25 protein-coding genes are annotated in these 25,277 nt (G+C 65.0%); 13 read left to right on the top strand and 12 right to left on the bottom strand.

Annotated elements, in window-relative coordinates:
• Nucleotides 1-22: 22 nt before the first annotated feature.
• The 3 genes from pruA (at nt 23) to R3P95_RS09380 (ending at nt 3,006) form a co-directional block, all read left to right on the top strand.
• Nucleotides 23-1,672: an L-glutamate gamma-semialdehyde dehydrogenase gene (gene pruA, locus R3P95_RS09390; protein WP_317548165.1), complete on the top strand. Its 1,650-nt coding sequence runs from the start codon at nt 23-25 to the stop codon at nt 1,670-1,672.
• Nucleotides 1,669-2,613, top strand: coding sequence for a proline dehydrogenase family protein (locus R3P95_RS09385; RefSeq protein ID WP_317548164.1), 945 nt, complete (start codon nt 1,669-1,671; stop codon nt 2,611-2,613). The genes pruA and R3P95_RS09385 overlap by 4 nt, the downstream gene beginning before the upstream one ends.
• A gap of 204 nt (nt 2,614-2,817) precedes the next feature.
• On the top strand, nt 2,818-3,006 hold the full coding sequence (locus R3P95_RS09380; RefSeq protein ID WP_094639319.1) for a hypothetical protein: 189 nt from the start codon (nt 2,818-2,820) through the stop codon (nt 3,004-3,006).
• Between the two features lie 176 nt (nt 3,007-3,182).
• On the opposite strand, the gene R3P95_RS09375 is transcribed toward R3P95_RS09380, so the two are convergent.
• Both R3P95_RS09375 and R3P95_RS09370 read right to left on the bottom strand, forming a co-directional pair.
• Nucleotides 3,183-3,521, bottom strand: a complete 339-nt coding sequence (locus R3P95_RS09375) for an STAS domain-containing protein (RefSeq protein ID WP_231893846.1) — start codon at nt 3,519-3,521, stop codon at nt 3,183-3,185.
• 279 nt (nt 3,522-3,800) lie between these two features.
• A complete protein-coding gene (locus R3P95_RS09370) occupies nt 3,801-4,280 on the bottom strand; it encodes a MarR family winged helix-turn-helix transcriptional regulator (protein WP_317548163.1) in 480 nt (159 codons plus the stop codon).
• Between the two features lie 207 nt (nt 4,281-4,487).
• Between R3P95_RS09370 and R3P95_RS09365 the strand changes: the two genes are divergently transcribed.
• Together R3P95_RS09365 and R3P95_RS09360 are read left to right on the top strand one after the other, a co-directional pair.
• Complete coding sequence (locus R3P95_RS09365) at nt 4,488-6,521, top strand: MMPL family transporter (protein WP_317548298.1); 2,034 nt, start codon at nt 4,488-4,490, stop codon at nt 6,519-6,521.
• Nucleotides 6,518-7,147 (top strand): lipocalin family protein, encoded by a 630-nt coding sequence (locus R3P95_RS09360; RefSeq protein WP_149404955.1) that lies wholly within the window; start codon nt 6,518-6,520, stop codon nt 7,145-7,147. Before R3P95_RS09365 ends, R3P95_RS09360 begins: the two co-directional genes overlap by 4 nt.
• Nucleotides 7,148-7,214: 67 nt before the next feature.
• Here the strand turns inward: R3P95_RS09360 and R3P95_RS09355 are convergent, their stop codons facing one another.
• Entirely contained in the window at nt 7,215-7,799 is a 585-nt protein-coding gene (locus R3P95_RS09355; protein ID WP_317548297.1) for an FKBP-type peptidyl-prolyl cis-trans isomerase, read from the bottom strand.
• 59 nt (nt 7,800-7,858) lie between these two features.
• Nucleotides 7,859-8,713 carry an SDR family oxidoreductase gene (locus tag R3P95_RS09350; protein WP_317548162.1) on the bottom strand — a complete coding sequence of 285 codons (855 nt, stop codon included), beginning with the start codon at nt 8,711-8,713 and terminating at the stop codon, nt 7,859-7,861.
• Nucleotides 8,714-8,826: 113 nt separating this feature from the next.
• On the opposite strand from R3P95_RS09350, the gene R3P95_RS09345 reads away from it, so the two are divergent.
• Entirely contained in the window at nt 8,827-9,201 is a 375-nt protein-coding gene (locus R3P95_RS09345; RefSeq protein WP_317548161.1) for a winged helix-turn-helix transcriptional regulator, read from the top strand.
• Nucleotides 9,202-9,211: 10 nt separating this feature from the next.
• Here R3P95_RS09345 and R3P95_RS09340 read toward each other — a convergent pair whose 3' ends face one another.
• Nucleotides 9,212-9,562 carry a VOC family protein gene (locus R3P95_RS09340; protein ID WP_317548160.1) on the bottom strand — a complete coding sequence of 117 codons (351 nt, stop codon included), beginning with the start codon at nt 9,560-9,562 and terminating at the stop codon, nt 9,212-9,214.
• Nucleotides 9,563-9,770: 208 nt separating this feature from the next.
• Here R3P95_RS09340 and R3P95_RS09335 point away from each other — a divergent pair, with 208 nt between their 5' ends.
• Nucleotides 9,771-10,250 carry a DUF6764 family protein gene (locus tag R3P95_RS09335; protein ID WP_068055767.1) on the top strand — a complete coding sequence of 160 codons (480 nt, stop codon included), beginning with the start codon at nt 9,771-9,773 and terminating at the stop codon, nt 10,248-10,250.
• A gap of 324 nt (nt 10,251-10,574) precedes the next feature.
• Here the strand turns inward: R3P95_RS09335 and R3P95_RS09330 are convergent, their stop codons facing one another.
• From R3P95_RS09330 to R3P95_RS09320, 3 genes are all read right to left on the bottom strand, one after another.
• Nucleotides 10,575-11,594: a hemolysin family protein gene (locus R3P95_RS09330; RefSeq protein ID WP_068055764.1), complete on the bottom strand. Its 1,020-nt coding sequence runs from the start codon at nt 11,592-11,594 to the stop codon at nt 10,575-10,577.
• Nucleotides 11,591-12,994, bottom strand: coding sequence for a hemolysin family protein (locus R3P95_RS09325; protein ID WP_317548159.1), 1,404 nt, complete (start codon nt 12,992-12,994; stop codon nt 11,591-11,593). Before R3P95_RS09325 ends, R3P95_RS09330 begins: the two co-directional genes overlap by 4 nt.
• 136 nt (nt 12,995-13,130) lie before the next feature.
• Entirely contained in the window at nt 13,131-13,523 is a 393-nt protein-coding gene (locus tag R3P95_RS09320; RefSeq protein ID WP_317548158.1) for a universal stress protein, read from the bottom strand.
• Nucleotides 13,524-13,645: 122 nt separating this feature from the next.
• Between R3P95_RS09320 and R3P95_RS09315 the strand changes: the two genes are divergently transcribed.
• The 3 genes from R3P95_RS09315 to R3P95_RS09305 are packed head-to-tail and all read left to right on the top strand — an operon-like array spanning nt 13,646 to nt 16,690.
• The gene (locus R3P95_RS09315; protein WP_317548157.1) at nt 13,646-14,635 is read left to right on the top strand and encodes a Bug family tripartite tricarboxylate transporter substrate binding protein; all 990 of its coding nucleotides are present in this window, start codon (nt 13,646-13,648) and stop codon (nt 14,633-14,635) included.
• Nucleotides 14,632-15,168, top strand: coding sequence for a tripartite tricarboxylate transporter TctB family protein (locus tag R3P95_RS09310; protein ID WP_094639255.1), 537 nt, complete (start codon nt 14,632-14,634; stop codon nt 15,166-15,168). The genes R3P95_RS09315 and R3P95_RS09310 overlap by 4 nt, the downstream gene beginning before the upstream one ends.
• A gap of 16 nt (nt 15,169-15,184) precedes the next feature.
• Entirely contained in the window at nt 15,185-16,690 is a 1,506-nt protein-coding gene (locus R3P95_RS09305) for a tripartite tricarboxylate transporter permease (protein ID WP_068055749.1), read from the top strand.
• A gap of 104 nt (nt 16,691-16,794) precedes the next feature.
• Here the strand turns inward: R3P95_RS09305 and R3P95_RS09300 are convergent, their stop codons facing one another.
• Together R3P95_RS09300 and R3P95_RS09295 are read right to left on the bottom strand one after the other, a co-directional pair.
• Nucleotides 16,795-17,868 (bottom strand): alkene reductase, encoded by a 1,074-nt coding sequence (locus R3P95_RS09300; RefSeq protein WP_317548156.1) that lies wholly within the window; start codon nt 17,866-17,868, stop codon nt 16,795-16,797.
• A 198-nt stretch (nt 17,869-18,066) separates the two neighbouring features.
• Entirely contained in the window at nt 18,067-20,247 is a 2,181-nt protein-coding gene (locus R3P95_RS09295) for a glutamine synthetase III family protein (protein WP_317548155.1), read from the bottom strand.
• Between the two features lie 190 nt (nt 20,248-20,437).
• On the opposite strand from R3P95_RS09295, the gene R3P95_RS09290 reads away from it, so the two are divergent.
• A complete protein-coding gene (locus R3P95_RS09290) occupies nt 20,438-20,905 on the top strand; it encodes an SRPBCC family protein (protein WP_317548154.1) in 468 nt (155 codons plus the stop codon).
• A gap of 25 nt (nt 20,906-20,930) precedes the next feature.
• Nucleotides 20,931-21,371, top strand: coding sequence for an SRPBCC family protein (locus R3P95_RS09285; protein ID WP_317548153.1), 441 nt, complete (start codon nt 20,931-20,933; stop codon nt 21,369-21,371).
• A gap of 4 nt (nt 21,372-21,375) precedes the next feature.
• Here the strand turns inward: R3P95_RS09285 and R3P95_RS09280 are convergent, their stop codons facing one another.
• Nucleotides 21,376-22,197 carry a class I SAM-dependent methyltransferase gene (locus tag R3P95_RS09280; RefSeq protein WP_317548152.1) on the bottom strand — a complete coding sequence of 274 codons (822 nt, stop codon included), beginning with the start codon at nt 22,195-22,197 and terminating at the stop codon, nt 21,376-21,378.
• 203 nt (nt 22,198-22,400) lie between these two features.
• Here R3P95_RS09280 and R3P95_RS09275 point away from each other — a divergent pair, with 203 nt between their 5' ends.
• A complete protein-coding gene (locus tag R3P95_RS09275; RefSeq protein WP_317548151.1) occupies nt 22,401-23,753 on the top strand; it encodes an MFS transporter in 1,353 nt (450 codons plus the stop codon).
• Nucleotides 23,754-23,827: 74 nt separating this feature from the next.
• Here R3P95_RS09275 and R3P95_RS09270 read toward each other — a convergent pair whose 3' ends face one another.
• Entirely contained in the window at nt 23,828-25,270 is a 1,443-nt protein-coding gene (locus R3P95_RS09270) for a fatty acid desaturase family protein (RefSeq protein WP_317548150.1), read from the bottom strand.
• Nucleotides 25,271-25,277 lie beyond the last annotated feature (7 nt).

The following is a 25,277-nucleotide window of genomic DNA, read 5'->3' as shown; positions in this document are numbered from 1 at the left end:
ACACCGAAGCCGAGGAGCAGCCATGGACGCCGTCACATCCGTCCCCACCCCCACCAACGAGCCGGTCAACACCTACGCCCCGGGTAGTCCGGAACGCACCCGCTTGCGCAGCCGCCTGACCGAACTGCGTTCCTCCCCCGTCGAAATCCATCAGGTCATCGGCGGAGTTCATCGACAGGCCGACGGCCCACGCGAGAACGTCGTCGAACCGCACAAGCACTCGTCGGTCATCGGCAGTTTCGCCGGTGCCGGCCACCAGGATGTGCGCGACGCCATCGACGCCGCGACGGCAGCCGCGCCGATGTGGCGCAATCTTCCCTTCGACGAGCGCGCCGCGGTGTTCCTGCGGGCCGCCGATCTGCTGTCCGGTCCGTGGCGCGAAAGAATCGCTGCTGCAACGATGCTCGGTCAGTCCAAGTCGGCCTACCAGGCAGAAATCGACGCACCCTGCGAGCTCATCGACTTCTGGCGGTTCAACGTCACCTTCGCCCGGCAGATTCTGGCCGAGCAGCCGATATCGGCACCGGGAGTGTGGAATCGCGTCGAATACCGTCCGCTCGAGGGCTTCGTCTACGCCATCACTCCGTTCAACTTCACCGCCATCGCAGGTAACCTCCCCACCGCGCCCGCACTGATGGGCAACACCGTGCTCTGGAAGCCCTCGCCCACCCAGGCCGTGGCCGCATATCTGACGCTGCAGTTGCTCGAAGCCGCAGGGTTGCCACCAGGGGTGATCAACCTCGTTCTCGGCGACGGGCCGATGGTGTCCGAAGTCGCCCTTGCCGATCCACGGCTGGCCGGCATCCACTTCACCGGATCCACCGCGACATTCCAGACGCTGTGGCGTCAGGTGGGCAACAACATCTCGAACTACCACTCGTACCCCCGGCTCGTCGGCGAGACCGGCGGCAAGGACTTCATCGTCGCGCACAGCTCCGCCGATCCGGATGTGTTGACCACCGCCATGATTCGCGGTGCGTTCGACTTCCAGGGACAGAAGTGCTCGGCGGCGTCCCGGGCCTTCGTACCGAAATCGCTGTGGGCGTCGATGGGCGATTCGTTCGTCGAGCAGGTCTCGGCGCTGAAGTACGGTGACGTGACCGATCTGTCCAACTACGGCGGCGCCGTCATCGACCGAAAGGCGTTCGACCGCAACGCAGCTGCTCTCGATCGAGCGAAGTCCGTCCCCGGCTTGACCATTGCTGCAGGCGGTACCTGCGACGACTCGGAGGGCTACTTCGTCTCCCCCACCGTTCTTCTCGGCGACGATCCCACCGACGAGGCCTTCACCACCGAGTACTTCGGCCCCATCCTCGCCGTCCACGTCTACGACGACGCCAGGCCCGACGCCTACGCCGAGACCCTGCGCGCCGTGGACAGTGGCTCGAAGTATGCGTTGACCGGAGCGGTCATCGCCACCGACCGCACCGCCGTCGAACAGGCCCATGCGGCATTGAGATTCGCCGCCGGAAACTTCTACGTCAACGACAAGCCGACCGGCGCAGTGGTGGGACAGCAACCGTTCGGCGGTGCACGTGCATCGGGCACCAACGACAAAGCCGGCTCACCGCAGAACCTGCTGCGTTGGACCTCGGCCCGCACCGTGAAGGAAACGTTCGTTCCGCCGACCACCCACGGCTACCCGCACCAGGAAGGAGAGGGCACGCGATGACCACTCTGCTGAGCAATCCGCTGCGGCCGGCGCTGCTGGCGGCGGCGCGTTCACCGAAACTGCAGGCGACGGTGACGCGGCTGCGCGCCACCCGATCCCTCGTCGACCGCTTTGTCGCGGGTGAATCCGAGCCTGCGGCCGTCAGCGCAGTCGATACCCTGCTGGCGTCGGGCCGGTTCGTCTCGGTGGACTACCTCGGTGAGGACACCACCGACCGCGGCCAGGCGAGAGCAACCGTGGACGCGTACCTTTCACTGATACAACGCTTTTCGACGCGACAGGCCGATGCGACAGCGCTGGAGATCTCACTCAAGCTGTCCGCGCTCGGCCAGGGAATCGATCGAACCCTGGCACTGGAGAACGCACGGACCATCTGCACTGCTGCCACTGCGGCCGGAGTGTGGGTGACGGTGGATGCCGAGGACCACACGACCACCGATTCGACCCTGTCGATCGTGCGCGAACTGCGCGTGGACTTTCCGGATCTGGGTACGGTGCTGCAGGCATATCTGCGACGCACCGAGGCCGACTGCCGGGACCTGTCCGGGCCGAGATCTCGGATCCGCCTGTGCAAGGGTGCGTACAACGAACCGTCGTCGGTGGCGTTTCAGAGTGCACGCGAGGTCTCGGACTCGTACCTGAGGTGCCTGCAGGTCCTGATGAACGGTCGCGGCTACCCGATGGTGGCCTCACACGATCCGGAGATGATCGACGCTGCGGAGCAGTTCGCGGCGTCCGCGGGCAGGTCGTCGGAGGAGTTCGAGTTCCAGATGCTCTACGGCATCCGCGATCCCGAGCAGCGCCGACTCGTCGATGCCGGGCGGCACGTTCGCGTGTACGTGCCCTACGGGTCGCAGTGGTACGGCTACTTCATGCGCAGACTGGCCGAGCGTCCGGCGAACCTGATGTTCTTCGCGCGATCGGTGCTCTCGCGTACATAGCGGGTGCACTCGACAACTCGCTCGCTCGCTCACCGCACAAGCGCGCGCGTTTGCCGGCTGCGCGCAGAATCGCGTGGTTTCCGAGGCGATTTCGCGAGCATTCGACGAATGCGCGCGCGTGTGCAAACCACCGGAGTCGGCCACCCTCTCGCCTCGGCGTTCCAGCGTGGATTAGGTCGTGCGACATCGGGGCATCCCGACGTCATGGCAAATTACAGAGTTATCGATCCGCACGGAACCGTCGTCGAGACCAAGGACATCTCCAGTTCGGAGGACGCACACGCCTGGTTCAAGGACAGCAAGTCGGACAACGAGGAATTGGGATGGCGACTCGAGGTCGAGCACGACGGCGAGTGGGCCTTCTTCAGCGCCTCGGAGGGAACCGAGGACTAGTTCTCCTGGGCTGCAACAACTTCGAACGACCCTGTACACCGGCTACGCCGTTCTGCAGGGTCGTTCGTTCGTTCGGGGACAGGCAACTCGGGGGCAGACGACTCGAGAACGACGAACAGTGGGCAGCCCCGTACTGGAGCTGCCCACCTCTTGTCGCGGCGATGATCGCCGGAGTATTACCGGTCGTTCGAAGGACGAGCCGTCGGAATCGTGGACTCGAGGTCGGCGACCTGGATCAGACGTGAGACCGAGCGTCCTGCGACGATCGACCATGATGCGCCGATGCCGGCCGTGTAGTCACGGACTGCATCGAAAACTGTGAGACCTGCGATGCCGAAGAATTCGACATTGGACAGATCGAGGGTGACATGCCTCTTGCTGGACACGCGGCTGCAGACGAAATCGGAGAACATCGGCGCGCTGCGCATGTCGATGTCGCCGTGGACGGCGACGACGAGTGAGCCGTCGGGGCCGTCGTGCGCGGTGAAGATTGCTCCGGTTGCTGCGACGGACACGGACTTCTCCGCGACAGTCACCGGGGTGGTTCGAACTTTGTTGCCTGAAGATTCAACACTCATGGCAGATCCCATCGATCGGTCGAACTGAGGGGGAAACCGATTGACGCAGCGGGAGCAGAATTTTAGCCTGACCCGGACGCCGACTTCGCTGCGTTTCCCCGTGACCGGCTGTTAGCTCAACCGTGGCCAACCCTACGGCACTCGCACGCTCGGAGTCCAGCATTGGCCAGAACAGGCCACCCACCAGCGGTTCGAACATCGCGCCGGGCGCGGCCCCTACGCGCGACGGCTGTTTCCCAGGTCCGCGTGATGTTCTCGCATAGCGCCGATCAGCGCTTCGAACACCCGATGGGCGGCGGCGAGATCGCCATCGGGGAGGTCCGCCAATGCGGCGCTCGTCCGCTTACCGAGGGGGCCGAAGAATCCGCGAGCGACCTCCATCCCGTGCTCGTCGTACCGCAGAATGACCTTGCGTCGATCGGATGCGTCGGATTCGCGGCGAATGTGCCCGGAGGTGATCATGCGCTCGACGAGGTAGGTCATCGCCGCCGAGGACAGCCCCAGCATCGTGCCCAGTTCCCCCGCCGTCAGCGGCGCACCCTCGACATCGGCGACCATGACGTGCAACAGAGCCCGAAAGTCGTTGGGCCGCAGGCTGTGTTGAGCGCCGAACACTTGGCCGATCTGTTCGGAGACCGACGACAGCGCTCGTAGATCCGCGGAAATCGCGGATTCGAGGTGGTTTCGGTCGGCCATGTCGGTGGTGACTCCTTCGCTGCGGTCACCGTCAGACTACTGCCCGCAAGAGATTCAGTTGCTTAATATCTAAGTAAATGAGATTGTTTCTTCGTGGACAGCACTCGTACCGAGAACAAGACCGTCTGGGACCGCGTCGCGGTCGCGGCCACCGGGCGTAGATCCGGGGCGCTGGCGGCAGCGATCTTCATCCTCGCCGTGGCCGTGATGGGGTTGGTCGGCAGCAACGATTCCGCCGACCAATCGCCGAACTCGTTGCCGACGTCGGCCGAGTCCTTCCAGGTCGACGAGCTTCTCTCCGAATTCCCGGATTCCGACTCCGCACCGGTGATCCTGGTTCTGAGCCGGGCCGACGGCGGCGACCTGACAGCCGCCGACATCGAGGGCGCAGCTGCCGCACAGAGCAGGCTGCTCGCCGTCGATCGCTCGGTGCCGGACGAGCCCGGCCCGCCCCCGATCGTCGCTCCCGACGGCAAAGCTGCGATCGCGCTGGTCCAGGTCGATTCCGAGTTGTCGGGCTTCACGCTCAACGAACTGATCACCGAACTGCGATCCGCTGCGAGCGACGGCCTCTCACCCGATCTGATCGCCCAGGTCACCGGCGGACCCGCTTTCGGTGCCGACATCGCGAACTCGTTCTCCGGTGCCAACTTCACGCTTCTGGCCGTCACCGCCCTCGTGGTGGCCGTCCTCCTCATCGTCACCTACCGATCACCCATCCTGTGGTTGGTGCCGTTGGCCGTCATCGGTTTCGCCGACCGATTCGCCACCACCGTCGGCACCGTGCTGGCCCAGGCCACCGGGCTCTCCTTCGACGGTTCGACCTCGGGAATCACCAGCGTGCTGGTGTTCGGCGCAGGCACGAACTACGCACTGCTGCTCATCTCTCGATACCGCGAGGAACTGCGTCGCGAGTCCGATCATCGCCTCGCCCTGCACCGCGCCGTTCGCCAGGCCGGGCCCGCCATCCTCGCCAGCAACGCAACCGTCGTACTGGCCCTGCTGACCTTGCTCCTCGCGATGCTGCCGAGCACCCGCAGCCTCGGGGCGCTGGCCGCGGCCGGTCTCGTCGTCGCAGCAGTGTTCGTTCTGTTCGTACTGCCGCCTCTACTGAAACTGTGCGGCCCGAAGCTGTTCTGGCCCTTCGTTCCCAAGGAATCGGACCGTGACACCACCACGGAGGGCGTCTGGCACTCGATCGCCGCGGGTGTCGCCCGACGCCCCGTGGCCACCGCCTCGATCACGATCGTCGCACTGTTGGCCTGCTGCGCCGCACTGTTCGGGACTCAGATCGGACTCTCGCAAACCGAGCAGTTCCGTGTCACCGCCGAGTCCGTCGAAGGCTTCGACACTCTCTCCCAGCACTTCCCGGCCGGATCGGCCGATCCGATGACGGTCCTCGCTCCCACCGCCGACATCGATGCAGTCATCAGCACCGCCGAGGGCATCGACGGAGTCGTCTCGGTCGACCGCGTCGCAGATTCCGACACCGGACTCACCCGCCTCTCGGTCGTCACCGATGCGGCTCCCGCATCCGACGAGTCGTTCGCCGTCGTCGAGGACCTCCGCGCCGCACTCACCGGCGTGGACGGAGCAGCGCCCGAGGGTCGTTCCGCAGGCTCCACTCCTGTGGTAGGCGGCAGCGACGCCAAGGCACTCGACACCACCGACGCAGCGGCCCGCGATCGCCTCGTGGTCATTCCCGCGATTCTCGCGGTCGTGCTCGCCGTGCTCCTGGTTCTGTTGCGCGCCCTGGTCGCGCCCCTGATCCTGGTCGCAACAACGGTATTGAGCGCAGTGGCCGCCATCGGAATCGGCAGCTGGGTGAGCCTGCACGTCTTCGGATTCCCCGCCCTCGACGACAACACTCCGCTGTTCGCGTTCCTGTTCCTGGTCGCGCTCGGCGTGGACTACACCATCTTCCTCGTCACTCGTACCCGGGAGGAGACGCCCCGGCACGGCACCAGATCTGCCATCGTGCGGGCGGTTTCGGCCACCGGAGGTGTCATCACGAGCGCGGGAATCGTTCTGGCAGCCGTGTTCTGCGTGCTCGGCGTCCTGCCGCTGATCACCCTGACCCAACTCGGAATCATCGTCGGACTGGGTATTCTGCTCGATACCTTCGTGGTACGCACCGTCGTGATTCCCGCCCTGTTCACCCTCATCGGCCCGGGGATCTGGTGGCCGAACAGGATCGACTCGAACAAGAACACATCCGCAACCCAAGGAGCGAACACATGAAGATCCGCAACGCATTCGGCCGCACCGCACTCGTCGGTGCCCTGGCCGCAGGCGCACTGCTGACCGCGGCCCCCGCTCAGGCGCAGCCGGTCGGACCGCTGGGATCGGTCGGACTCGAGCCGCTGGCTCCGATCCCGTCACTCGATGTCGAGCGCTACCTGGGCACCTGGAACCAGGTCGCCGCGGTGCCGCAGCCCTTCAACCTGATCTGCGCCCGCGACACCCAGGCGAACTACCAGATGATCGACGACGCCAACATCCGCGTCGAGAACACCTGCACCACCTGGACGGGCCAGGAGAACCGCATCGTCGGCAACGCACGAGTCAACGACACCGTCACCAATGCCCAACTGCACGTGAGCTTCCCGGGCGTTCCCACGCAGGAGAGCCAGGAGGGGCCGACCAACTACATCGTCGCCTACATCGCCGACGACTACTCGTGGGCGTTCGTCGGAAGCCCCACCCGCACGTCCGGATTCGTGCTCAAGCGCACGCCCGACGTCAGCGTCGAGCAGTTCCGCGAGATCCGCGGCGTCGTCGAATCGCTGGGTTACGACTCGAACTTCATCACCACGACACCCACCCCGGGCGGCGCGACGACGATTCAGCAGCTCTCGACGGTGTAATGCCTGCGGCAGTGGCGTGGTTGAGCGCCCCCTGGGGGACTCAACCGCACCACTGCGCGGAGCGCACTCAGCTCGCGCTGAGGATCGAGATCGCGAAGATCAAGCTGTCGCCCGGCTCGATTCCGGCCGCCGGATTGCCGCTGGCGTATCCGTCGGCCGAGGTGACCGCAACGGCGACGGTCGAGCCGACGGTCTGTCCGGCGATGGCCTTCTGGAAGCCTGCGACAACTCCGTCGAGCGGGAATTCGACCGGCGCGCCCCGCTCGAAGCTGCTGTCGAACGTTTCACCGGTGCGTCCGTTGACGCCCATGTAGCAGACGGACACCTCTGCGTCGGCTGCGACGACCGCTCCATCTCCCGCCATCAGCGTTTCGACCTGTGTCTCGCCGACGGCGAACGGTGTGTCGACGGTGACCGCGGGCGCGGCCGTGTCGGTGGATCCGACGACGGCCATGCTGCCGGAGTCCCCGTCCAGCGTCCATTCCGGAATGGCTGCCGCGTCGGGTGCTTCCGTGGGGCAGGTGCTCGAGGTGGCCGGGGCACCGGCGTCCGACGACGCGGAGGACGTGGAGGGTGCCGGGGACGAGGTGTCCTCGTCCGAGCTGCATGCGCCCGTCAGCAGGACGAGCGAGACGGAGGCGGCCAGGAACATGGTGCGGGTGTAGGAGTTTTTCACCGCGCCCACGCTACAAGTACCGCCCCCGATGTCCGTCACACTGCGGCGCGGAGTACTTCTGCGACCGGGGTGGATGCTCGACCGATCAGGGCCTGCAGGTCTCCGGAATCGGTGTCGAGCTCGCCGCGGGCAATCCCGGCATCCGCGCTGGCCAGCATGGTTGCCACGAAGTCGGGCAGTCCTGCGCCCTGGAGAATCGCGGCGTACTCGGACTCGGAGACGTCCTTGTAGGCGATCGGCTTGCCGGAGAGTTCGCCGATGACGGCCGCAAGCTCGGCGTAGGTGAGGCGTTCGTCGCCGCCGAGCTCGTAGATCTTTCCGCCCTGATCGTCGAGTGTCAGCACGGCAGCGGCCGCGGCGGCGAAGTCGACGCGAGACGCGGCGGCGAGCTTGCCGTTGCCTGCCGCGCCGAGGAGCACTCCGCTCTCGACGGTCTGGGCGAGCGAACCGAGGTAGTTCTCCCAGTACCAGCCGTTACGCAGGAATACCGCGGGGATGCCGGACGCGGCGAGGCGTTCCTCGGTCGCCTTGTGCTCGGGCGCGAGGCTGATACCGGAGGTGTCGGCGGCGAGCAGGCTCGTGTAGGCGATCAGGCCCACGCCGGCGGCCTCCGCTGCCTCGATCACGTTGGTGTGCTGCGCAATTCGCTGACCCACCTCCGAGCCCGAGACGAGCAGAAGCTTGTCGACGCCGGCGAGAGCCGCCGTCATCGCGGTGGAATCGGAGTAGTCGGCGACCCGAACCACGACGCCGCGTTCGGCCAGCGGAGAGGCCTTGTCCGCGTTTCGGACGACCGCCACGATGTCGGCGGGTGCGACACCACGCTCGATCAGCGCGTCGACGACGAGTCCGCCGAGATTGCCCGTTGCTCCTGTTACCGCTGTGGTCATGATCGAACTCCTGAAGTCGAGGTGTCGAATACTCCCTCACTATGCACTTACTTTTTGTGCAGTGCAACCTTTCTAGTTATTACTGACTCTTTGATATGCGCTAGCATGGCGATATGTCCGAGCCCGCAGAATCTCTCGAAGCGTCCGTCTTCGCGCGTGACTGTGCGTCGAGGCAGACATTGCAGAACGCCACCAGCAGGTGGGGCGTGCTCGCCCTCGCCGCCCTCACCGAGGGCGACTATCGATTCAACGCGTTGCGCCGACGCGTCGACGGTGTCAGCGAACGCATGCTCTCGCAGACCCTCCAGACCCTCGAGCGGGACGGACTCGTGGTTCGCACCGTCCTCGAGACCATTCCACCCAAGGTGGAGTACAGCCTCACCCCGCTGGGACGCGACGTCGGTACCCGATTGAGCGATCTCATCGAACTGATCGAAGGCAACATGCCTGCCGTCCTCGAGTCACGCGCCGAACACGACGTCCGCTGATCGGCCGGGTTCAGGCGGGAGGCGTCACCAGGCACCACTCGTTGCCCTCGGGGTCGAGCAGCACCTGAAAGGTTCCCGCCGCGTCGGAGTGTCGGTCGCCGAGCACCCTCGCACCCAGGGCGACGGCCGGCCCGACGGCACGGTCGATATCCGATACGGCGACGTCGAGGTGGAGCCGGTTCTTACCCGCTTTGCCCTCCGGGACTCGCTGAAACGCCACCCGAGTGAACCCGGGGACATCGACGAAGTGCCATGCGGCATCACGCACCATCGGCTCTCCGCCGAGTATCGCGGCCCAGAATTGCGCCAGCGATGCCGGGTCCGTGCAGTCGAAAACGACCTCGTTGATGCGTCCGATCACGGTCCGATCCTAGAGGCCACGAACACCCACCAGCGCGTTATTTCAGCGTGATACTACCGAGACGTTTCCGTGATGATGCCGAACCCGTGCCGCGTTCGGACCCGTCGAGACTCGACTCCAGGGCGTGCGGGTCCTGTGCACCATCGGCCCGACGACCGACACGCTCGGCACACCGGTGCCGACGCATTGATCTGGGGAGGCATTCACCATGTTCCACACCAAGAGGATTGTCGGCGGGGCGGCAGCATTCGGATTCGCGTGTGCGTTCGCAGCACTGGTACCCGGGACTGCATCCGCAGCACCGGTCGCCTGCACCACCGCGCCCGGAGGGGCCGATGTCGCTGCGCTCGTCGGAGGATCGCAGTGCGACAGCTCCGCCGACGTCGCGAGTGCGGCGGCCGGCCTCGGCCTCGAGGGCTGGGGTTCGGCCGAGGCGATGAACAACGCAGCCGCCCTTGCACTGGGACTGAACGGTGGAACTGCAGTGAGCAACGGCAGTTTCGGTGGCGCGCCTGCAGCGATCGCCTTCGGCCCCGGTGCCGTCGCACAGAACACCGCAGCCGGTCTCGGGCTCTCCATCGCGGTGGCAGCACCGGGCTCCACCATCACCCTCACCCCGAACGGCGCGGTGTGCAACGGCGCCGGAATCGCGGGCAGCTTCACCACCCTGCAGGGCTGCATCGGCTGACGTGCGCCACGGGGGGTGCGAGTGGGCGATATGGATGTCACCGAAGGCTGTGTGATCTACAGTCTCAGTGACCGGCAGTCTCGGTCACCCACAATCTCGGAACGCGAGTCGGAAACGGCACGCTGAACAAGGAGTTCGACGGCAATGATGTCCTACCTGCTCTACGACGTTCTGCTCCCCCAACTCGGCCACGACGTCGCGTCGTACTGGGCACACCTGCTGGTTGTCGCCCCGATCTGAGTTCTTTCGACCCGTCACGACGAAGACATCCCCGCTCGGCCTTCTCGGCCGGGCGGGGATGTCTCGTTCGAAACCGGAATCGAATCAGACCGGCTGGGGCAACAGTCGGGTCAACACATCCGACAGGGTCACGACGCCGACGCTGCGAGCCGGATCGTCCGCCGCCGCCGAACCGTCGACCACCAGTGCCAGGTGATGCCGGGTCTCGCGCATCGACTGCAGGGCAACGTACACCGGCGTCGTCGCCTCCAGCGTGTATGCCGGACGCGTGATCTCGGCGAGGGTCTGCGGAGCGGTCAACGTGTCGCGCACGTGCACCACGCCCTTGACCACGTCCGCGTCGCTGACCAGGATCCGCAGATGCCCCGAGCGACGTGAAGCCTCGCGCACGTCGTCGATGGTCGCCGTCGACGGTACCGACGTGGGCTTGCCGAACTGACGCACCAGGTCGCCGACGGTCAATTCCTGCAGTTCGAGCGCACTGGAAATCTGCGCCTGATAGCTGGCATCGAGGGCACCGACGTTCACCGAATGCTCCACCAGCTGCCGGAGGTCGTCCGCGTTCTGGCCCGTACCCACGGTGTCGGCCGGCTCGACGCCGACCCGTCGCAGGCACCAGTTCGCCATGTTGTTCAGTGCCGTCAGCACCGGACGGGTGAGAAACATGAAGGCGCGCATAGGGATTGCGAGCATCGTCGCGGACTTCTCCGGATGGGCGATGGCCCAGGACTTCGGAGCCATCTCACCGACCACCAGGTGCAGGAAGGTGACGATGATCAGCGCGAGCACGAAACCGAGGACGTCGGCGAACCAGTACGGCAGGCCGCCGCTCTCGAACAGGGGCGTGAGCCAGTAGTGCACGGCCGGCTTCGTCGTCGCACCGAGACCGAGGGTGCAGACGGTGATGCCGAGCTGGGAGCCGGCGAGCAGAACCGTCAGCTCGGACGAGCTGCGCAGCGCCGCACGAGCGGAGCGTGAATTGGGTGCCGCGTCTTCGAGCCGATGCCGCTTGGCGGCCAACAGCGCGAACTCGACGGCCACGAAGAAGGCACTGGCAGCGATGAGGCCGATCGTGACGGCCAGGAAAATCCAGATGTTGCTCATCGGTGCACACTTTCCTTCGACTCGGCCGACTCGTCGTCGTGTTCGGGGTCACGCTCGCCGAGCGTCAGAGTCAGCAGGGACGGGACGTGGCTGTCGATCTCCTCGATCTCGAGGATGACGAAACGAACGGGACTCTCCTCGTCGTTCGCCAGATCGGCGTTGTCCGGTGGTAGGTCCACTTCGATCCGTTCCCCTACATCGGGGAGAGATCCGTTGTGCGCGATGGCGAAACCGGCAATGGTCTCGTAGTCACCCTCGGGCAGATCGATGCCGATGGCACGTTCGACCTCGTCGACGTGCACCTCGCCGGCCATGGTCCAGCTGCCGTCGTCGGCACTGACCGGGCTCGGATCGGACAGGTCGTCGTCGTGCTCGTCGGTGATCTCGCCGACCAGCTCCTCGGCCAGGTCCTCGATCGTGATGACGCCGGTCAGACCGCCGTATTCGTCGATCACACAAGCCAATTGGTTCTTGGTCGAGCGCAACTCGCGCATCGCGTCGGGCAGGGTCTGGATCTCCGGGAGGATCAGCGCGTCACGCGTGAGCTCGGAGATCGGTGTGGAACCCGGCACCGTCGCGGACAGGACGTCCGCGAGATGGACGACGCCGACGATACCGTCGTCCTCGTCGAGCACCGGATACCTCGAGTGCTCCTGCCCCATCAGGGCAGCGACCTCGCTGAGAGTGTCGGTGTCTCGGACCGTCGCCGATCGTGAGCGCGGGATCATCGCGTGTTCGACTGTGCGAGTGGGGAAATCGAGGATTCGATCGAGCAGCGTCGACAATTCGTCGGGCAGATCGCCGGTGTCGCGGGAATCCGAGACGATGTGCTCGAGGTCGCGCAGGCTCGCCGAGTGCTCCACGTCGTGGACCGGCTCGATCTTGAGAGCCTTGAGCAACAGGTTCGACGACTGGTCGAAGATGGTGATCAACCACCCGAAGAGCTTGAGGTAGATGGTCGTCGACAGCGAGAGCCATCGAGCCACCGGCTCGGGGCGGGCGATGGCGAAGTTCTTCGGGAACAGTTCACCGAAGAGCATCTGCACGAACGTCGCGAACGTGATGGCCAGAACGGCACCGAGGCCGACACCGACGGCCGTCGGAACTCCGACGCCGCCCAGTATCGCGCCGAAGGACTGACCGATCAGCGGTTCGGCGACGTAGCCGACCAGCAGGCCGGTGACCGTGATGCCCAGCTGCGCGCCGGACAGCATGAAGGACGTGCGCTTGGTGACGGTCAGGGTACGAGCGGCGACGGCGTCACCGGCCTCGGCACGTGCCTTGAGCCGGGACCGGTCGACGGTCATGTACGCGAATTCCTGGGCTACGAAGTAGCCGGTCGCGACGGTGATGAGGAAAACGACGAGCAGGCCGAGCAGAAGAGTGAGCAGAACGCTCATTCGCCGGACACCGCCTCGCACGTAGTAGCTGTGGTGCGGGGGGCCGTGTCCGGCCCGGGTTTATCGCTGTCCATGATTCCTCGAGGTTGTAAGGGTGAAGTTTGTCCGATACTACCGGGTCGAAGTCAGTGTCGGGTCACGGAGCCTTCACGACCAGGACGGGAACCGGGCAGTCCAAGAGCACTCGCTGCACGGTGCTGCCCATCAGGAACTTGCCCACCGCGGAGCGACGCTTGGAGCCGATGACGACCAGGCCCGCACCGACGTCTGCGACGAGGTCGACCAGCGCGCCGGCCGGGTCGCCGCCGTCGGGCTCGACGCGCACGGTGGTGGCAGTTCCGGGAAGGGTTTTCTCCACCTCGGCCTGCGCTGCCGCGCGGTCCTCTGCCGATACGGAATCGCGGTCCACCACGGACAACACGATCAGCTCGGCCTGACGCAGCTCGGCCTCGGCGGATCCGCGGCGCAACGCTTCCTGCCCCTCCGGTGTGTTGCTCATCGCTACTGCCACTGCGCTCGCTACCGACACGTTCTCTCCCGTTGCTCGTTGCTCGTCTTCACCGAGGATCACCCTCGGGGATTTGTGAACTGGACTAATCAGACAAACTGTATCTAACCTGACGCTGTGACACCCCACACGAAAGGTCTCTGATGGCGATATCGCCCACACTGCTACGAACGGCCGGAGCCTTGGTGGTGGTGGGAGCAGTCACCGTTGCCGGAATCGACGCCGCTCGCAGTGCCAGCGGCTCCGACGCCCGAGCCAAATTGACACTGATCGCACCGGCCGCCGCGGGCGGAGGCTGGGATCTGGTCGCCCGCGAATCGCAACAGGCGCTACGTAGCGACGGCATCGTCAACAACGCTCAGGTCGTCAATGTCCCCGGTGCCGGCGGCACTATCGGCCTGAGCCAACTCGACAACCTCAGCGGTCAGCCCACCACCGTCATGATCACCGGAACCGTCATGCTCGGCGGCATCGCGATCAACAACTCCGAGACCACACTGGCCGACACCGTCCCGATCGCCAAGCTCGCCGAGGACTTCGAGGTCTTCGTGGTGCCCAAGGATTCACCCATCCAGAATCTCGAGGACATGATCGAGGCATGGCGGGCCAATCCCGGTGGACTACCGATCGGCGGCGGCTCCCTCGGCGGAATCGACCACATCGTCGCGGGTCAGTTGGCGCAGGAAGCCGACATCGACCCGGCCGCAATCAATTACATCGCCTACTCCGGAGGCGGCGAGGTCCTGACATCGCTGCTGTCGAACACCGTCGGCGTGGCGGTCAGTGGCTTCAACGACTTCCGTGACCAGATCGAGGCAGGCAACGTACGCGCACTCGCCGTGGCCGCGCCCGAGCCGCTCGAAGGATTCGACGTGGACACCTTCATCGAGCAGGGCTACAACGTCGACCTGGTGAACTGGCGCGGAATCGTTGCGCCGCCGGGAATCTCGGACGAGGACCGGCAGACTCTCGTCGACATCGTCACGGAGATGGTCGAGACCGAGCAATGGGCGACGGCCGTCGAACGCAACCGTTGGAAGGAGTCCGTCCTGACCGGAGACGAATTCGGCGAATTCCTCGAGGTCGAGCAGACACGCATCACCGGAATTCTCGAGGAATTGGGGCTGGTATGACAACGACGACCACAGACACCGACACGGGTACGTCCCGGTCGTTCTGGACCGGCCGCAGCGGCCTGATCGTTCCGGCCCTGCTCGTCGCACTGGGAGTGTTCCTGGTCTACGGAACCGTCACGATGGATGTTCCGTCCACCGCCACCTCGCCTGGCCCACAGGTCTTTCCGGCCATCGTCGCCGGCGGTTGCTTCGTCGTCGCCCTGTTGGTCACCATTCAGTTGATGGTCAAGCCCGACGTGATCGACCGCGGGGTCGACGCCGACGGAAAGCCGCACACCGGCACCGTCAGCAACTGGCGAACCCTGTCGATCACCGTCGGATCGGTGGCATTGTTCATCGCCCTGCTCGACCCGCTCGGCTGGGTCCTGGCCGGCGCGCTGCTGTTCTGGGGCGTGTCGGTCGGATTGGGCGGTCGCCGTTACGTGTTCGACGCGGCAGTCGCACTGCTCGTCTCGAGCACGATTCAGATCGCATTCTCCGCTGGCCTCGGGCTGACCCTGCCCGGCGGCGTCCTCGCCCAAATCTTCTGACGGAGCTGAACTTCTGATGGATTCATTGAGCAATCTCATCGACGGATTCGGCACCGCGCTGACTCCGATGAACCTCGTCTGGGTGTTCGTCGGCGCGCTGCTCGGAACCGCCGTGGGCGTCCTGCCCGGTCTCGGCTCCGCCATGGCCGTGGCCCTGCTGCTGCCCGTCACCTTCACCCTCGACCCCACCGCGGCGCTGATCATGTTCGCCGGAGTGTATTTCGGCGGCCTCTTCGGCGATTCCATCTCGGGCATTCTGATGAACACCCCCGGCAACAGCACTGCGATCGCAGGCACGTTCGAGGGCCATCGAATGGCCAAGAACGGCCGCGCCCCACAGGCTTTGGCCACCTCGGCGATCGGCGCATTCATCGGCGGTATCGTCGCGACCACCCTGGTGGTGTTCTTCGCCCCGACGCTCGCCGCCTTGGCGACCAACTTCGGTCCCGCCGAATACCTCGCCCTCGCGGTGTTCGCGTTCATCGCCACCTCGGCGGTGGTCTCGGACTCCGCACTCAAGGGCCTGACCGCACTGCTGATCGGCCTCACCCTCGCCGTCATCGGTATCGACGGCCCCTCGGGCGCTTCACGATTCACGTTCGAGGTTCCTGCCCTGTTCGACGGCATCCACATCGTCGTCATCACCGTCGCGATGCTCGCCCTCGGTGAGGTCATCCACATCGCGTCGAAGATCGGTAGACCCGAGGACCGTTCGCTGATCAAGTCGCAGGGACGACCGTGGCTGAGCAAGGCAGAGTTCCGCGATGCGTTGCCGGCCTGGATGCGCGGTACGGCATTCGGCGTACCGTTCGGTGTCATCCCCGCAGGTGGTGCCGAAGTGCCGAGCTTCCTGGCCTACGGCACCGAGCGCAGGCTCGATCGCAAGCGCGAGAAGCCGATGTTCGGCAAGGGTGCCATTCGAGGCGTCGCGGGTCCCGAGGCCGCCGGAAACTCCACGGCCGGAACAGCGATGGGCGCGTTGCTGGCTCTGGGTCTGCCCACGTCGGCGACGGCCGCGATCATGCTGGCGGCCTTCCAGCAATACGGCATGCAACCCGGACCCCTGCTCTTCGAGCGCAGCGGCGACATCGTCTGGGCCCTGCTGGCCAGCCTGTTCGTGGCCATGATCGTGCTGCTGATCCTCAACCTGCCGTTCGCACCGCTGTGGGCGCAGCTGCTGAAGATCCCGAAGAACTACCTCTACGCCGGTATTTCGGTGTTCGCGGCCCTCGGCGTCTACGCGTCGAGTGCGTCGATCGTGGACCTGATCTTCATGCTCGGACTCGGCATCGTCGGATTCATGATGCGGCGCTACGAGATTCCGCTCGCACCGGTGCTGATCGCGGTGATCCTCGGCCCGCTCGCCGAGGAATCACTGCGACGCGCACTGGCCGTCAGCGAAGGAGATCCGTCGATTCTGATCAGCAGCGGCATCACCATCGTGCTCTACGCACTGATGGTCATCGCTGTGGTGTTCTCGATCGTCAGCAAGATCCGCGCCCGTAAGACCGCGGACTTCTGAGTGCGCTCCGCGCAGTGGTGTGTTTAAGCGCCCCAGGGGGCACTCGAGCACACCACTGCGCATCGGGTCGTTCCGCAGGCTCCACTCCTGCCGCTAGGCACTCGTCAGTGCTGCAAGGCCGGGTAATCCGTGTAGCCCTCGGCACCATCGGTGTAGAAGGTGCTCGGGTCGGGCTCGTTCAACGGCAGATCCTCGCGCCAGCGGTAGGCGAGGTCGGGGTTGGCGATCGCCGGACGGCCGACGACAACTGCGTCGCCGATTCCGTTGTCGAGGAGTGAGAGCGCCTCGTCGCGGGTGGTGATCTCACCGAAGCCACTGTTGACGAGCACCGGGCCGCCGAAGGCCTGTCGCAGATCCTGGACCAGCTCGCCCGACGGATCCTTGTGCAGCACACTGAGGTACGCCAGTCCCAGGGGTGCGATTCGATCGACCAGTGCGCGGTAGGTTGCGCGCACGTCGTCGGCGTCGGTCTCGAGCGCGTCCTGGATGTTGTGCTCGGGTGAAATGCGAATTCCGACCTTGCCCGCTCCGAGAGCGGCGACCACTGCTTCCACGACCTCGGCCACGAACCGCGCTCGGTTCTCGGGCGAACCGCCGTAGTTGTCGTCCCTCCGGTTCGATGCCGGAGAGAGGAATTCGTGCAACAGATATCCGTTGGCACCGTGGATCTCGACGCCGTCCATTCCGGCGGCGATCGCGTTCTTCGACGCCTGCACGAACTCGGCGATCACCGAGGGCAGCTCGTCCTCGCGCAGCGCACGCGGGGTGGGGTACGCCTTCTTGCCCTCGTAGGTGTGGGTCTCGCCCTCGATGGCAATGGCACTGGGCCCGACGACCTCGCGGCCACCCGTCGTCGCCTCGTGGGTCACGCGACCGGCGTGCATCACCTGCGCGAAGATCCGTCCGCCGTCGGCGTGCACTGCATCGGCGACGTTGCGCCAGCCCTCGATCTGCTCGTCGGTGACCAGACCGGGCTGACCGGGAAAGCCCTGGCCCGCATGGCTGGGGTACGTACCTTCACTGACGATCAGACCGAGGGATGCACGCTGCCTGTAGTGCTCGACCACCAGCGGGCCCGGTACACCGTCCTGGCCGGAGCGCGTCCGCGTGAGCGGGGCCATCACCAGCCGGTTGTCGAGCTTCAGGTCACCGAGCGCCAACGGGGTAAACAACTTCATGGATCTCTCTCCTCACGAGTGCGTGCACAATCTTTGCCACTGTCCACTCCGAACTCGAAAGATCCACCGAGCTATTCCGCCTCGAGACATTGCTCACGCCGAACGCAGCAGTGGTGCGGATAGGTGCCGCCTGAGGCACTTATCCACACCACTGTTCTATCTGGTCGTTCCGCAGGCTCCACTTCTGCGCGCAGCGCACTACAGGATGTAGAGCATCTCCTGATACGTCGGCAGCGGCCACAGATCGTCGGCCACCATGGCTTCCAGAGTGTCCGCCGCAGATCGAACGGCGGCCATCGCGGGCAACAGTTCGTCCTTGGCGTGCGTCGCCTCGGCGAGGGCCTCGCCGCCGGGGTCGGCTTCGAGCGCGGCCTTCAACGTCGCCAACGCCGCGCGCAGCTCGGCGAGCGGTGCCGACACCGCCTGCAGCGCAGTCATGTCGACGTCTTCGACGCCTGCACCCTTGAGTGCACTGACGTTCTGCGCCAGCTCGGTCTGATAGCGCACGGCTGCGGGCAGAATGGACGTCTGGCCCATCTCCAGTGTCAGACGCGCCTCGACGAACACCGTCAATGCGTACTGTTCGAGCCCGATCTCGTAGCGCGAGTGCATCTCTCGGTGGTTGAACACCTTGTACTTCTCGAACAGTTCCATAGCCGAGTCCGAGATGAGTTCGGGCAACGCGTCGAGCGTCGTACGCAGGTTCGGCAGGCCGCGTGACTCGGCCTCGATCTGCCAGTTGTCGGAGTAGCCGTCGCCGTTGAACACCACCGCACCGTGCTCGGTGATGATCTCGGTCAACAAGTTCTGCACCGCGGTGTCGAAATCGGTGCCCTCGGCGACGGCCAGCTCGAGGTTGGTCGCCATGTAGTCGAGAGCCTCGGCCATGATCGTGTTGATCGTGACCATGGGCCCGTTGACGGTCTGCATCGAACCGGGTGCACGGAACTCGAACCTGTTGCCGGTGAACGCGAACGGGCTGGTTCGGTTGCGGTCGCCGGGGTCGGTCGGCAGCACGGGCAGGGTGTCGGCACCGATCATCATGGTGCCCTTGCCCTTCGAGGACGTAGCCGCGCCCTTGGCGATCTGGTCGAACACGTCGGCGAGCTGATCGCCGAGGAAGATCGAGATGATCGCGGGCGGAGCCTCGTTCGCGCCGAGGCGATGATCGTTGGTCGCCGACGCCACCGAGGCGCGCAGCAGACCGCCGTACTTGTGCACCGCGCGGATGACGGCAGCACAGAAGACGAGGAACTGCGCGTTGTCGTGCGGGTTGTCGCCGGGAACCAGCAGCGATCCCAGATCGGAGTTACCGAGCGAGAAGTTGACGTGCTTGCCGGAGCCGTTGACGCCTTCGAAGGGCTTCTCGTGGAACAGGCATTCCATGCCGTGCTTCTTGGCGATGGTCTTGAACGTCGTCATCAACAGTTGCTGGTGATCGGCTGCGATGTTGCCGCGCTCGAACATCGGCGCGATCTCGAACTGCCCTGGTGCGACCTCGTTGTGCCGGGTCTTGGCCGGGATGCCGAGCTTGAACAGCTCGCGCTCGGTGTCCATCATGAAGCCGAGCACACGCTCGGGAATGGCTCCGAAGTAGTGATCGTCGAACTCCTGGCCCTTGGGCGGCTTCGAGCCGAACAGGGTGCGGCCGGCATTGAGCAGGTCGGGCCGGGCGAGGAAGAAGTGTCGGTCGACCAGGAAGTACTCCTGCTCCGGACCACAGAACGAGACGATGTTCTCGATGTTCTCGTGCCCGAACAGCTTCAGGATCCGCTCGGCGTGCCCACCCATGGCCTGCTGCGAACGCAGCAACGGCGTCTTGTGGTCGAGGGCCTCACCGGTCATCGAGACGAACACCGTCGGGATGCACAGGGTGTTGCCGTTCGGATTCTCCAGTACGTACGCCGGGCTGGTGACGTCCCAACCGGTGTACCCACGAGCCTCGAACGTGTTGCGCAGGCCGCCGTTGGGGAAGCTCGACGCGTCGGGCTCGCCCTGGATCAGCGTCTTACCCGCGAATTCCGCGAGCGCGCTGCCGTCTCCGACCGGGTCGAAGAAGCTGTCGTGCTTCTCGGCCGTCAACCCGGTGAGGGGATAGAAGACGTGCGCGTAGTGCGTCGCGCCCTTCTCCAGTGCCCAGTCCTTCATCGCCGACGCCACCGCGTCGGCGACCAGGGGGTCGAGCTTCTTGCCTTTGTCGATGGTCGCCATCACCGACTTGAACACGGATTTGGGCAGTCGCTTCTGCATGACGACCTTGCTGAAGACGTTCTCTCCGAAGATCTCGCCCGGCTTCTCGTCTCCGACGAAGCTGACCGCAGGCGGCACATACGCCTCGACGTCTTTGATCGCCTGCAGGCGTACGGTATTTCCACTCATGGCTACCCCTTGACAAGGTGCTGCTCCACAGCTGGATTTTGTGGAGTCCGACCCGGCGACTGTACGAATGCGACGTGGCGGTCGTGTTTCGTCGCTGTGTCCACTGCGAGGCAAAAACGGCGCCCGGAGTTTCCTTCCACACCGACGGGGGTAAGTCCGTAGCCAGCGTAAACAACCGAAAGCGAGCCCCATGAGCGACCAGCTGACCGTCCGCCGCGTGATCGACGCTCCCCCGGCCTCGGTGTTCACCGCACTGGCCAACCCCGAGGTTCAGGCCGCGGTCGACGGCTCGGAGATGTTGCGTGGTGCGATCGAACCGACACCGCTGCGCGCGGTGGGCGACACCTTTGCGATGGACATGTATCAGCCGGAGCTGGGCGAGTACGTCATGGAGAACACCGTGTTCGTGTTCGAGCAGGATCGACGCGTCGGCTGGATTCCCAACCGCCAGGGAATGGGACCGCGTGGCACGCGGTGGTCCTGGGAACTCGAAGAAATTGCCGAGAATCGGACAGCTCTCACACAGGTCTACGACTGGTCCCGCGTCACCGACCCGGAGTTCCGCAAGATGGCCGGCTTTCCCCGGGTGACCGAGGAGCAGATAGTCGGCACCATGCGCCGGCTCGCCGAGCACCTCGGCGTCCCGCTCGAAGACTGATCCCCGACGACAGGAAAGAACTCTCATGGTCGACGTCACCCGCACCTTCACCGCCGCTGTTCCGATCGAAAAGGCTGCCGCCTTTCTACGCGACTTTTCCCATGCGCCGTCGTGGGATCCCGGAACCCAGAGCTGCACACAGATTTCCGACGGTCCGGTCGCCGTCGGAACGCAGTGGCACAACGTGTCCAAGCTGTTCGGTATCACGACGGAGCTGACCTACACCTTGGTCACCGACGAGCCTGATCACATCGTGCTCGAGGGCGAGAACAAGACGGCCACCAGCGTCGACGACATCACGTTGACCGCCGAAGGACCGCACGCCACCCGAATCGACTACCACGCGAAGGTCGAATTCAACGGTGCCGCCAAGGTAGCCGGCCCGTTCCTGAAGGCGGGATTCGAGGCGAAAGTCGCGCCGGACACCGTGGAGAAGATGACCGAGGCGCTCGAGCGACTGGGCTGAGGCCCTACTTGCGTGCGAAAACGGTGAAGTTGTCCGCTGAGCTCGCCAGAACGTCGGGTGCCACGATCGAACCGTCGTCGGCGAAGATCTCGGAGATGGTGAACCCGGCGTCGGTCACCAGTCGTCGCACGTCTGCCACGGTGGTGAAGTGCATGAACGGAGCGAAATCGTGCGCAGCGAGCGGCGCTACGGCCCACGTTCCGCGATCGACGACCCGAGAGCGCGCAGACCACCAATTGGCAACGCTACGAACGACTCCGGCGGGATCGAGCAGTCGTCGTCCGACAGCCGTCACGATGCGCGCGAGTGAGAACGTGAACCGCTGGGTCGGTCTGCTCAACTGAAACGGCTTCTCCCCGAACGACGGTCCGTTGCGGTTGAGAGTGGAGAACACCAGAATTCCGGACTCGCCGAGAACTCGGTGAAATTCTGCGAGTACTCGAACTCGTTCGTCATGGGTCACGGTGTCGATTCCGTTGTTGCTGAACACGATCAGGCCGAACTCGCCGTCCGCGAAGTCCGCCAGGTTGCGCGCGTCGGCCACGTGCGCCTGCAGGTCGGGAAAGTTTCGCCGAAAGGCGTCGACCATGGTGGGTGCGTAGTCGATCGCAACGTAGCGGTCGCTGATCAGCCGAAGCAGCGCCGTGGTTCGTCCGCTGCCGACTCCCACGTCCAGTATCGGCGTTCCGCGCGCAACCGAGGCCGCAGCGACCAGCGCCGCCGCCTCCCCGCGGTCGAGAAAGCCGTCGGTCGGACCCGCATACTCCACGTACGCCGCAGCCACCCGCTCACTGTCGAACACATCCCGATTGTGGTCTGTGGACACCAGATCACCTTCGCTTCCCACCCTGCGGACACAAGCGTCGCTCCCCTGGTGTCAGACGGTACCGGCGAACCCTGAGGTGCGCCTGAGGTCTCGTGCGTTCACCACACCCCCATCTGGGGGTATTCATCGCGTGACTCGGATCACTACCGTTCGTCGCACTCGGTATCGCGCATTCACCCGATACCCGACAAAACGGAGGAACCATGACCACTGTCTCACCCGACGACCCGGGTGTGTCCGCATCGACGCCACCTACGGTGCAGACCAAGACCAGTGTCCGCCGGGTCGCTGTCGCCAGTGGCATCGGCACGACGATCGAGTTCTACGACTTCTTCATCTACGGCACCGCGGCCGCCCTGGTCTTTCCGACGATCTTCTTCCCGGCCCTCGGCTCCACCGCAGGCACGGTGGCCTCGTTCGCGACGTTCGCGGTCGCGTTCATCGCCAGGCCCGTCGGCGCAGTGCTGTTCGGGCACTTCGGTGACCGCATCGGCCGCAAGAAGACCCTGATCTCGACGCTGCTGCTGATGGGGGTGTCCACGTTCGCCATCGGCCTGCTGCCCGGTGCGGAGACGATCGGCGTGGCTGCTCCGATCATCCTGGTGCTGCTCAGGTTCGGCCAGGGGTTCGCAGTCGGTGGTGAATGGGCAGGCGCGACACTGCTGACGGCCGAGTACGCGCCTCCTGGCAAACGCGGCTTCTACGCGATGTTCCCTCAGCTGGGACCGTCGGCAGCGTTCATCTTCTCCAGCGCGACATTCCTCGCGACCGGACTGCTGCTCGGCGACACCAACGAGACGTTCCTCAACTACGGTTGGCGAATCCCGTTCCTGCTCAGCGCCGTTCTGGTACTCATCGGCCTGTACATGCGGTTGGCCATCGAGGAGACCCCGGTCTTTCGTGCCAACAAGCTCGCCGAGGAGCAGGCACCGGCGAACGCAGCACCGACGAAACTGCCGATCTTCGACGCCTGGCGCATCCAGAAGCGGGAAATCCTCACCGCTGCAGGCGCATTGGCGTCACTCTTCGCCTTCTTCTACATGGGAACCGCATACCTGACGAGTTACGGCACCAAGACCCTCGGATTCGACCGCCCGTTCGTGTTGGTCACCGGAATCGGTGCTGCGGTGATCTTCGGAGTCGCGATCGCGGTCTCGGCCACCTACTCCGATCGTGTCGGCCGACGGCGAGTGATCATGGCGGCGTGCATGGTCGCGATCCCGTGGTCGATCGCCCTGTTCCCGATACTCGACACCGGTTCACCCGCAGCCTTCGTGATCGGCATGTGCGTCACGCTGGCCATCTTCGGTGTTGCCTACGGACCGACCGGAGCTTTGCTCCCTGAGCTGTTCCAAACCCGATTCCGTTACACCGGAGCAGGTTTGGGCTACAACCTCGCAGGCGTTCTCGGTGGCGCGATTCCGCCGATGCTGGCCGCACCGCTCACCGCCGCGTTCGGCAGCATCTCGATCGGAGTCATGCTGGCCCTGCTGTCGGTACTCAGTCTGGTGTGCACCAAGCGGTTGATCGAGACCAAGGATGTCGACATGACCTGACACCCGCAACGCAGAACCGCGGCCACCCGGTAATCGGGTGGCCGCGGTTTTCGTCAGCTCTTCACGGGACGAACTCAGTCGTCGCCACGGGGCGGCGGCTGAACATCGACGCCGCCGGAGTTGTGCTCCGGTCCGGCCGCCGGATGCCCTGCCGGCACGCGGCCGCGCGTCTTGGCGGCCTCGCTGTCCTTGGTGGCACCTTCGGCGAACTTACGACGCCAGCTCTCCTCGGGACGGTAGGGGCCCGGCTTCGGCCGAGCCTTGCCGCCCGGGAACGCCAGCCGTGCGATGGTGCGCTGGACCATGCCCCACTGCTGAAAGAACGGTCCGGTGTTGTAGGGCAGTTCGTAGCGCTCGCAGATGTCCTTGATCTTCGGCGCAACGTCCGCGTACCGGGTGCTGGGCATATCAGGGTACAGGTGGTGCTCCACCTGGTAGCTCAGGTTGCCGCTCATCAAGTGGAACAACGGGCCACCGTCGATGTTGGCGGCTCCGACGAGCTGACGGACGTACCACCCACCGCGGGTCTCGTTCTCCACCTCTTCCTGGCTGAAGGTGTAGGCCTGGTCCGGGAAGTGTCCGCAGAAGATGATCGCGTTCGACCAGACGTTTCGAATGATGTTCGCGGTGAAGTTCGCGGCCACCGTCGACAGGAACGTGCTCTCGATGCCACTGAACCGGCTGTCCAGCAGAGCCGCGGTCCGACGGTTCCTACCGAACCGGGCAGACCCACGCAGCTTGGACGCGATCCTGGAGCGCTTGCTCTCGGGCAGACGACCACCCGATGCGACCTGCGCCAGCGCGAACGCACCGGCGGAGATCAGCGGCCAACCCACGTAGTCCTTGACGAACTGCTTGCGTGCCTTGACGCCGATGCCCTTGAGATCCTCGACGAGATCCTTGACCGGCTTCTCACCGCGACGAATGGCCTCGATGTCGAGATCGTGCAGCGCGACACCCCACTCGAAGAACGCCATCAGCAGCACGTTGTAGAACGGCTGCGCCAGGTAGGCCGGGTGCCACTTCTGCCGCGGGTCGATACGCATGATCTCGTAGCCGAGATCCTTGTCCTTGCCGCGGATGTTGGTGTACGTGTGGTGCACGTAGTTGTGCGAGTGCTTCCACGAGCTCGCGGTCGACGCGGTGTCCCAATCCCACACGGAGGAATGGATTTCCGGATCGTTCATCCAGTCCCACTGGCCGTGCATGACGTTGTGGCCGATCTCCATGTTCTCGAGAATCTTTGCGATTCCGAGGCACGCGGTACCCGCCAGCCATGCCGGCTTGCTGGTCGATCCGAGCAGCAACACCCGACCCGCGACCAGCAACTGTCGCTGGGCTGCGATCACCGAGGTGATGTACTTCCGATCCTTGTCACCGAGGCTGGCGTACACCTCGTCGTGGATGGCGTCGAACTCCTTGGCGAGTTCGGCGATCGTGTCGTCACTCAGATGCGCCAGCGGGTTCACCGGCTCGTCGGAGCCCGTGACACGCCTGGTGGTTTCGTCGATAGACATTCATTCC

It is taken from the genome of Rhodococcus cercidiphylli (assembly GCF_033042225.1).
GTDB lineage: Bacteria > Actinomycetota > Actinomycetes > Mycobacteriales > Mycobacteriaceae > Rhodococcoides.
Note: the sequence above shows the minus strand (reverse complement) of the source record. Positions and strands in the feature narration are given on the sequence as shown.

What these genes read in the sequence shown, in the direction of transcription:
- R3P95_RS09310 (WP_094639255.1), top strand. Translation starts at nt 14,632, where the DNA reads ATGACAACGACGACCACAGACACCGACACGGGTACGTCCCGGTCGTTC.
- R3P95_RS09305 (WP_068055749.1), top strand. Translation starts at nt 15,185, where the DNA reads ATGGATTCATTGAGCAATCTCATCGACGGATTCGGCACCGCGCTGACT.
- R3P95_RS09270 (WP_317548150.1), bottom strand. Translation starts at nt 25,270, where the DNA reads ATGTCTATCGACGAAACCACCAGGCGTGTCACGGGCTCCGACGAGCCG.
- R3P95_RS09275 (WP_317548151.1), top strand. Translation starts at nt 22,401, where the DNA reads ATGACCACTGTCTCACCCGACGACCCGGGTGTGTCCGCATCGACGCCA.
- R3P95_RS09295 (WP_317548155.1), bottom strand. Translation starts at nt 20,247, where the DNA reads ATGAGTGGAAATACCGTACGCCTGCAGGCGATCAAAGACGTCGAGGCG.
- R3P95_RS09380 (WP_094639319.1), top strand. Translation starts at nt 2,818, where the DNA reads ATGGCAAATTACAGAGTTATCGATCCGCACGGAACCGTCGTCGAGACC.
- R3P95_RS09335 (WP_068055767.1), top strand. Translation starts at nt 9,771, where the DNA reads ATGTTCCACACCAAGAGGATTGTCGGCGGGGCGGCAGCATTCGGATTC.
- R3P95_RS09360 (WP_149404955.1), top strand. Translation starts at nt 6,518, where the DNA reads ATGAAGATCCGCAACGCATTCGGCCGCACCGCACTCGTCGGTGCCCTG.
- R3P95_RS09355 (WP_317548297.1), bottom strand. Translation starts at nt 7,799, where the DNA reads ATGTTCCTGGCCGCCTCCGTCTCGCTCGTCCTGCTGACGGGCGCATGC.
- R3P95_RS09330 (WP_068055764.1), bottom strand. Translation starts at nt 11,594, where the DNA reads ATGAGCAACATCTGGATTTTCCTGGCCGTCACGATCGGCCTCATCGCT.
- R3P95_RS09350 (WP_317548162.1), bottom strand. Translation starts at nt 8,713, where the DNA reads ATGACCACAGCGGTAACAGGAGCAACGGGCAATCTCGGCGGACTCGTC.
- R3P95_RS09300 (WP_317548156.1), bottom strand. Translation starts at nt 17,868, where the DNA reads ATGAAGTTGTTTACCCCGTTGGCGCTCGGTGACCTGAAGCTCGACAAC.
- pruA (WP_317548165.1), top strand. Translation starts at nt 23, where the DNA reads ATGGACGCCGTCACATCCGTCCCCACCCCCACCAACGAGCCGGTCAAC.
- R3P95_RS09365 (WP_317548298.1), top strand. Translation starts at nt 4,488, where the DNA reads ATGGGGTTGGTCGGCAGCAACGATTCCGCCGACCAATCGCCGAACTCG.
- R3P95_RS09370 (WP_317548163.1), bottom strand. Translation starts at nt 4,280, where the DNA reads ATGGCCGACCGAAACCACCTCGAATCCGCGATTTCCGCGGATCTACGA.
- R3P95_RS09325 (WP_317548159.1), bottom strand. Translation starts at nt 12,994, where the DNA reads ATGAGCGTTCTGCTCACTCTTCTGCTCGGCCTGCTCGTCGTTTTCCTC.
- R3P95_RS09290 (WP_317548154.1), top strand. Translation starts at nt 20,438, where the DNA reads ATGAGCGACCAGCTGACCGTCCGCCGCGTGATCGACGCTCCCCCGGCC.
- R3P95_RS09315 (WP_317548157.1), top strand. Translation starts at nt 13,646, where the DNA reads ATGGCGATATCGCCCACACTGCTACGAACGGCCGGAGCCTTGGTGGTG.
- R3P95_RS09385 (WP_317548164.1), top strand. Translation starts at nt 1,669, where the DNA reads ATGACCACTCTGCTGAGCAATCCGCTGCGGCCGGCGCTGCTGGCGGCG.
- R3P95_RS09345 (WP_317548161.1), top strand. Translation starts at nt 8,827, where the DNA reads ATGTCCGAGCCCGCAGAATCTCTCGAAGCGTCCGTCTTCGCGCGTGAC.
- R3P95_RS09285 (WP_317548153.1), top strand. Translation starts at nt 20,931, where the DNA reads ATGGTCGACGTCACCCGCACCTTCACCGCCGCTGTTCCGATCGAAAAG.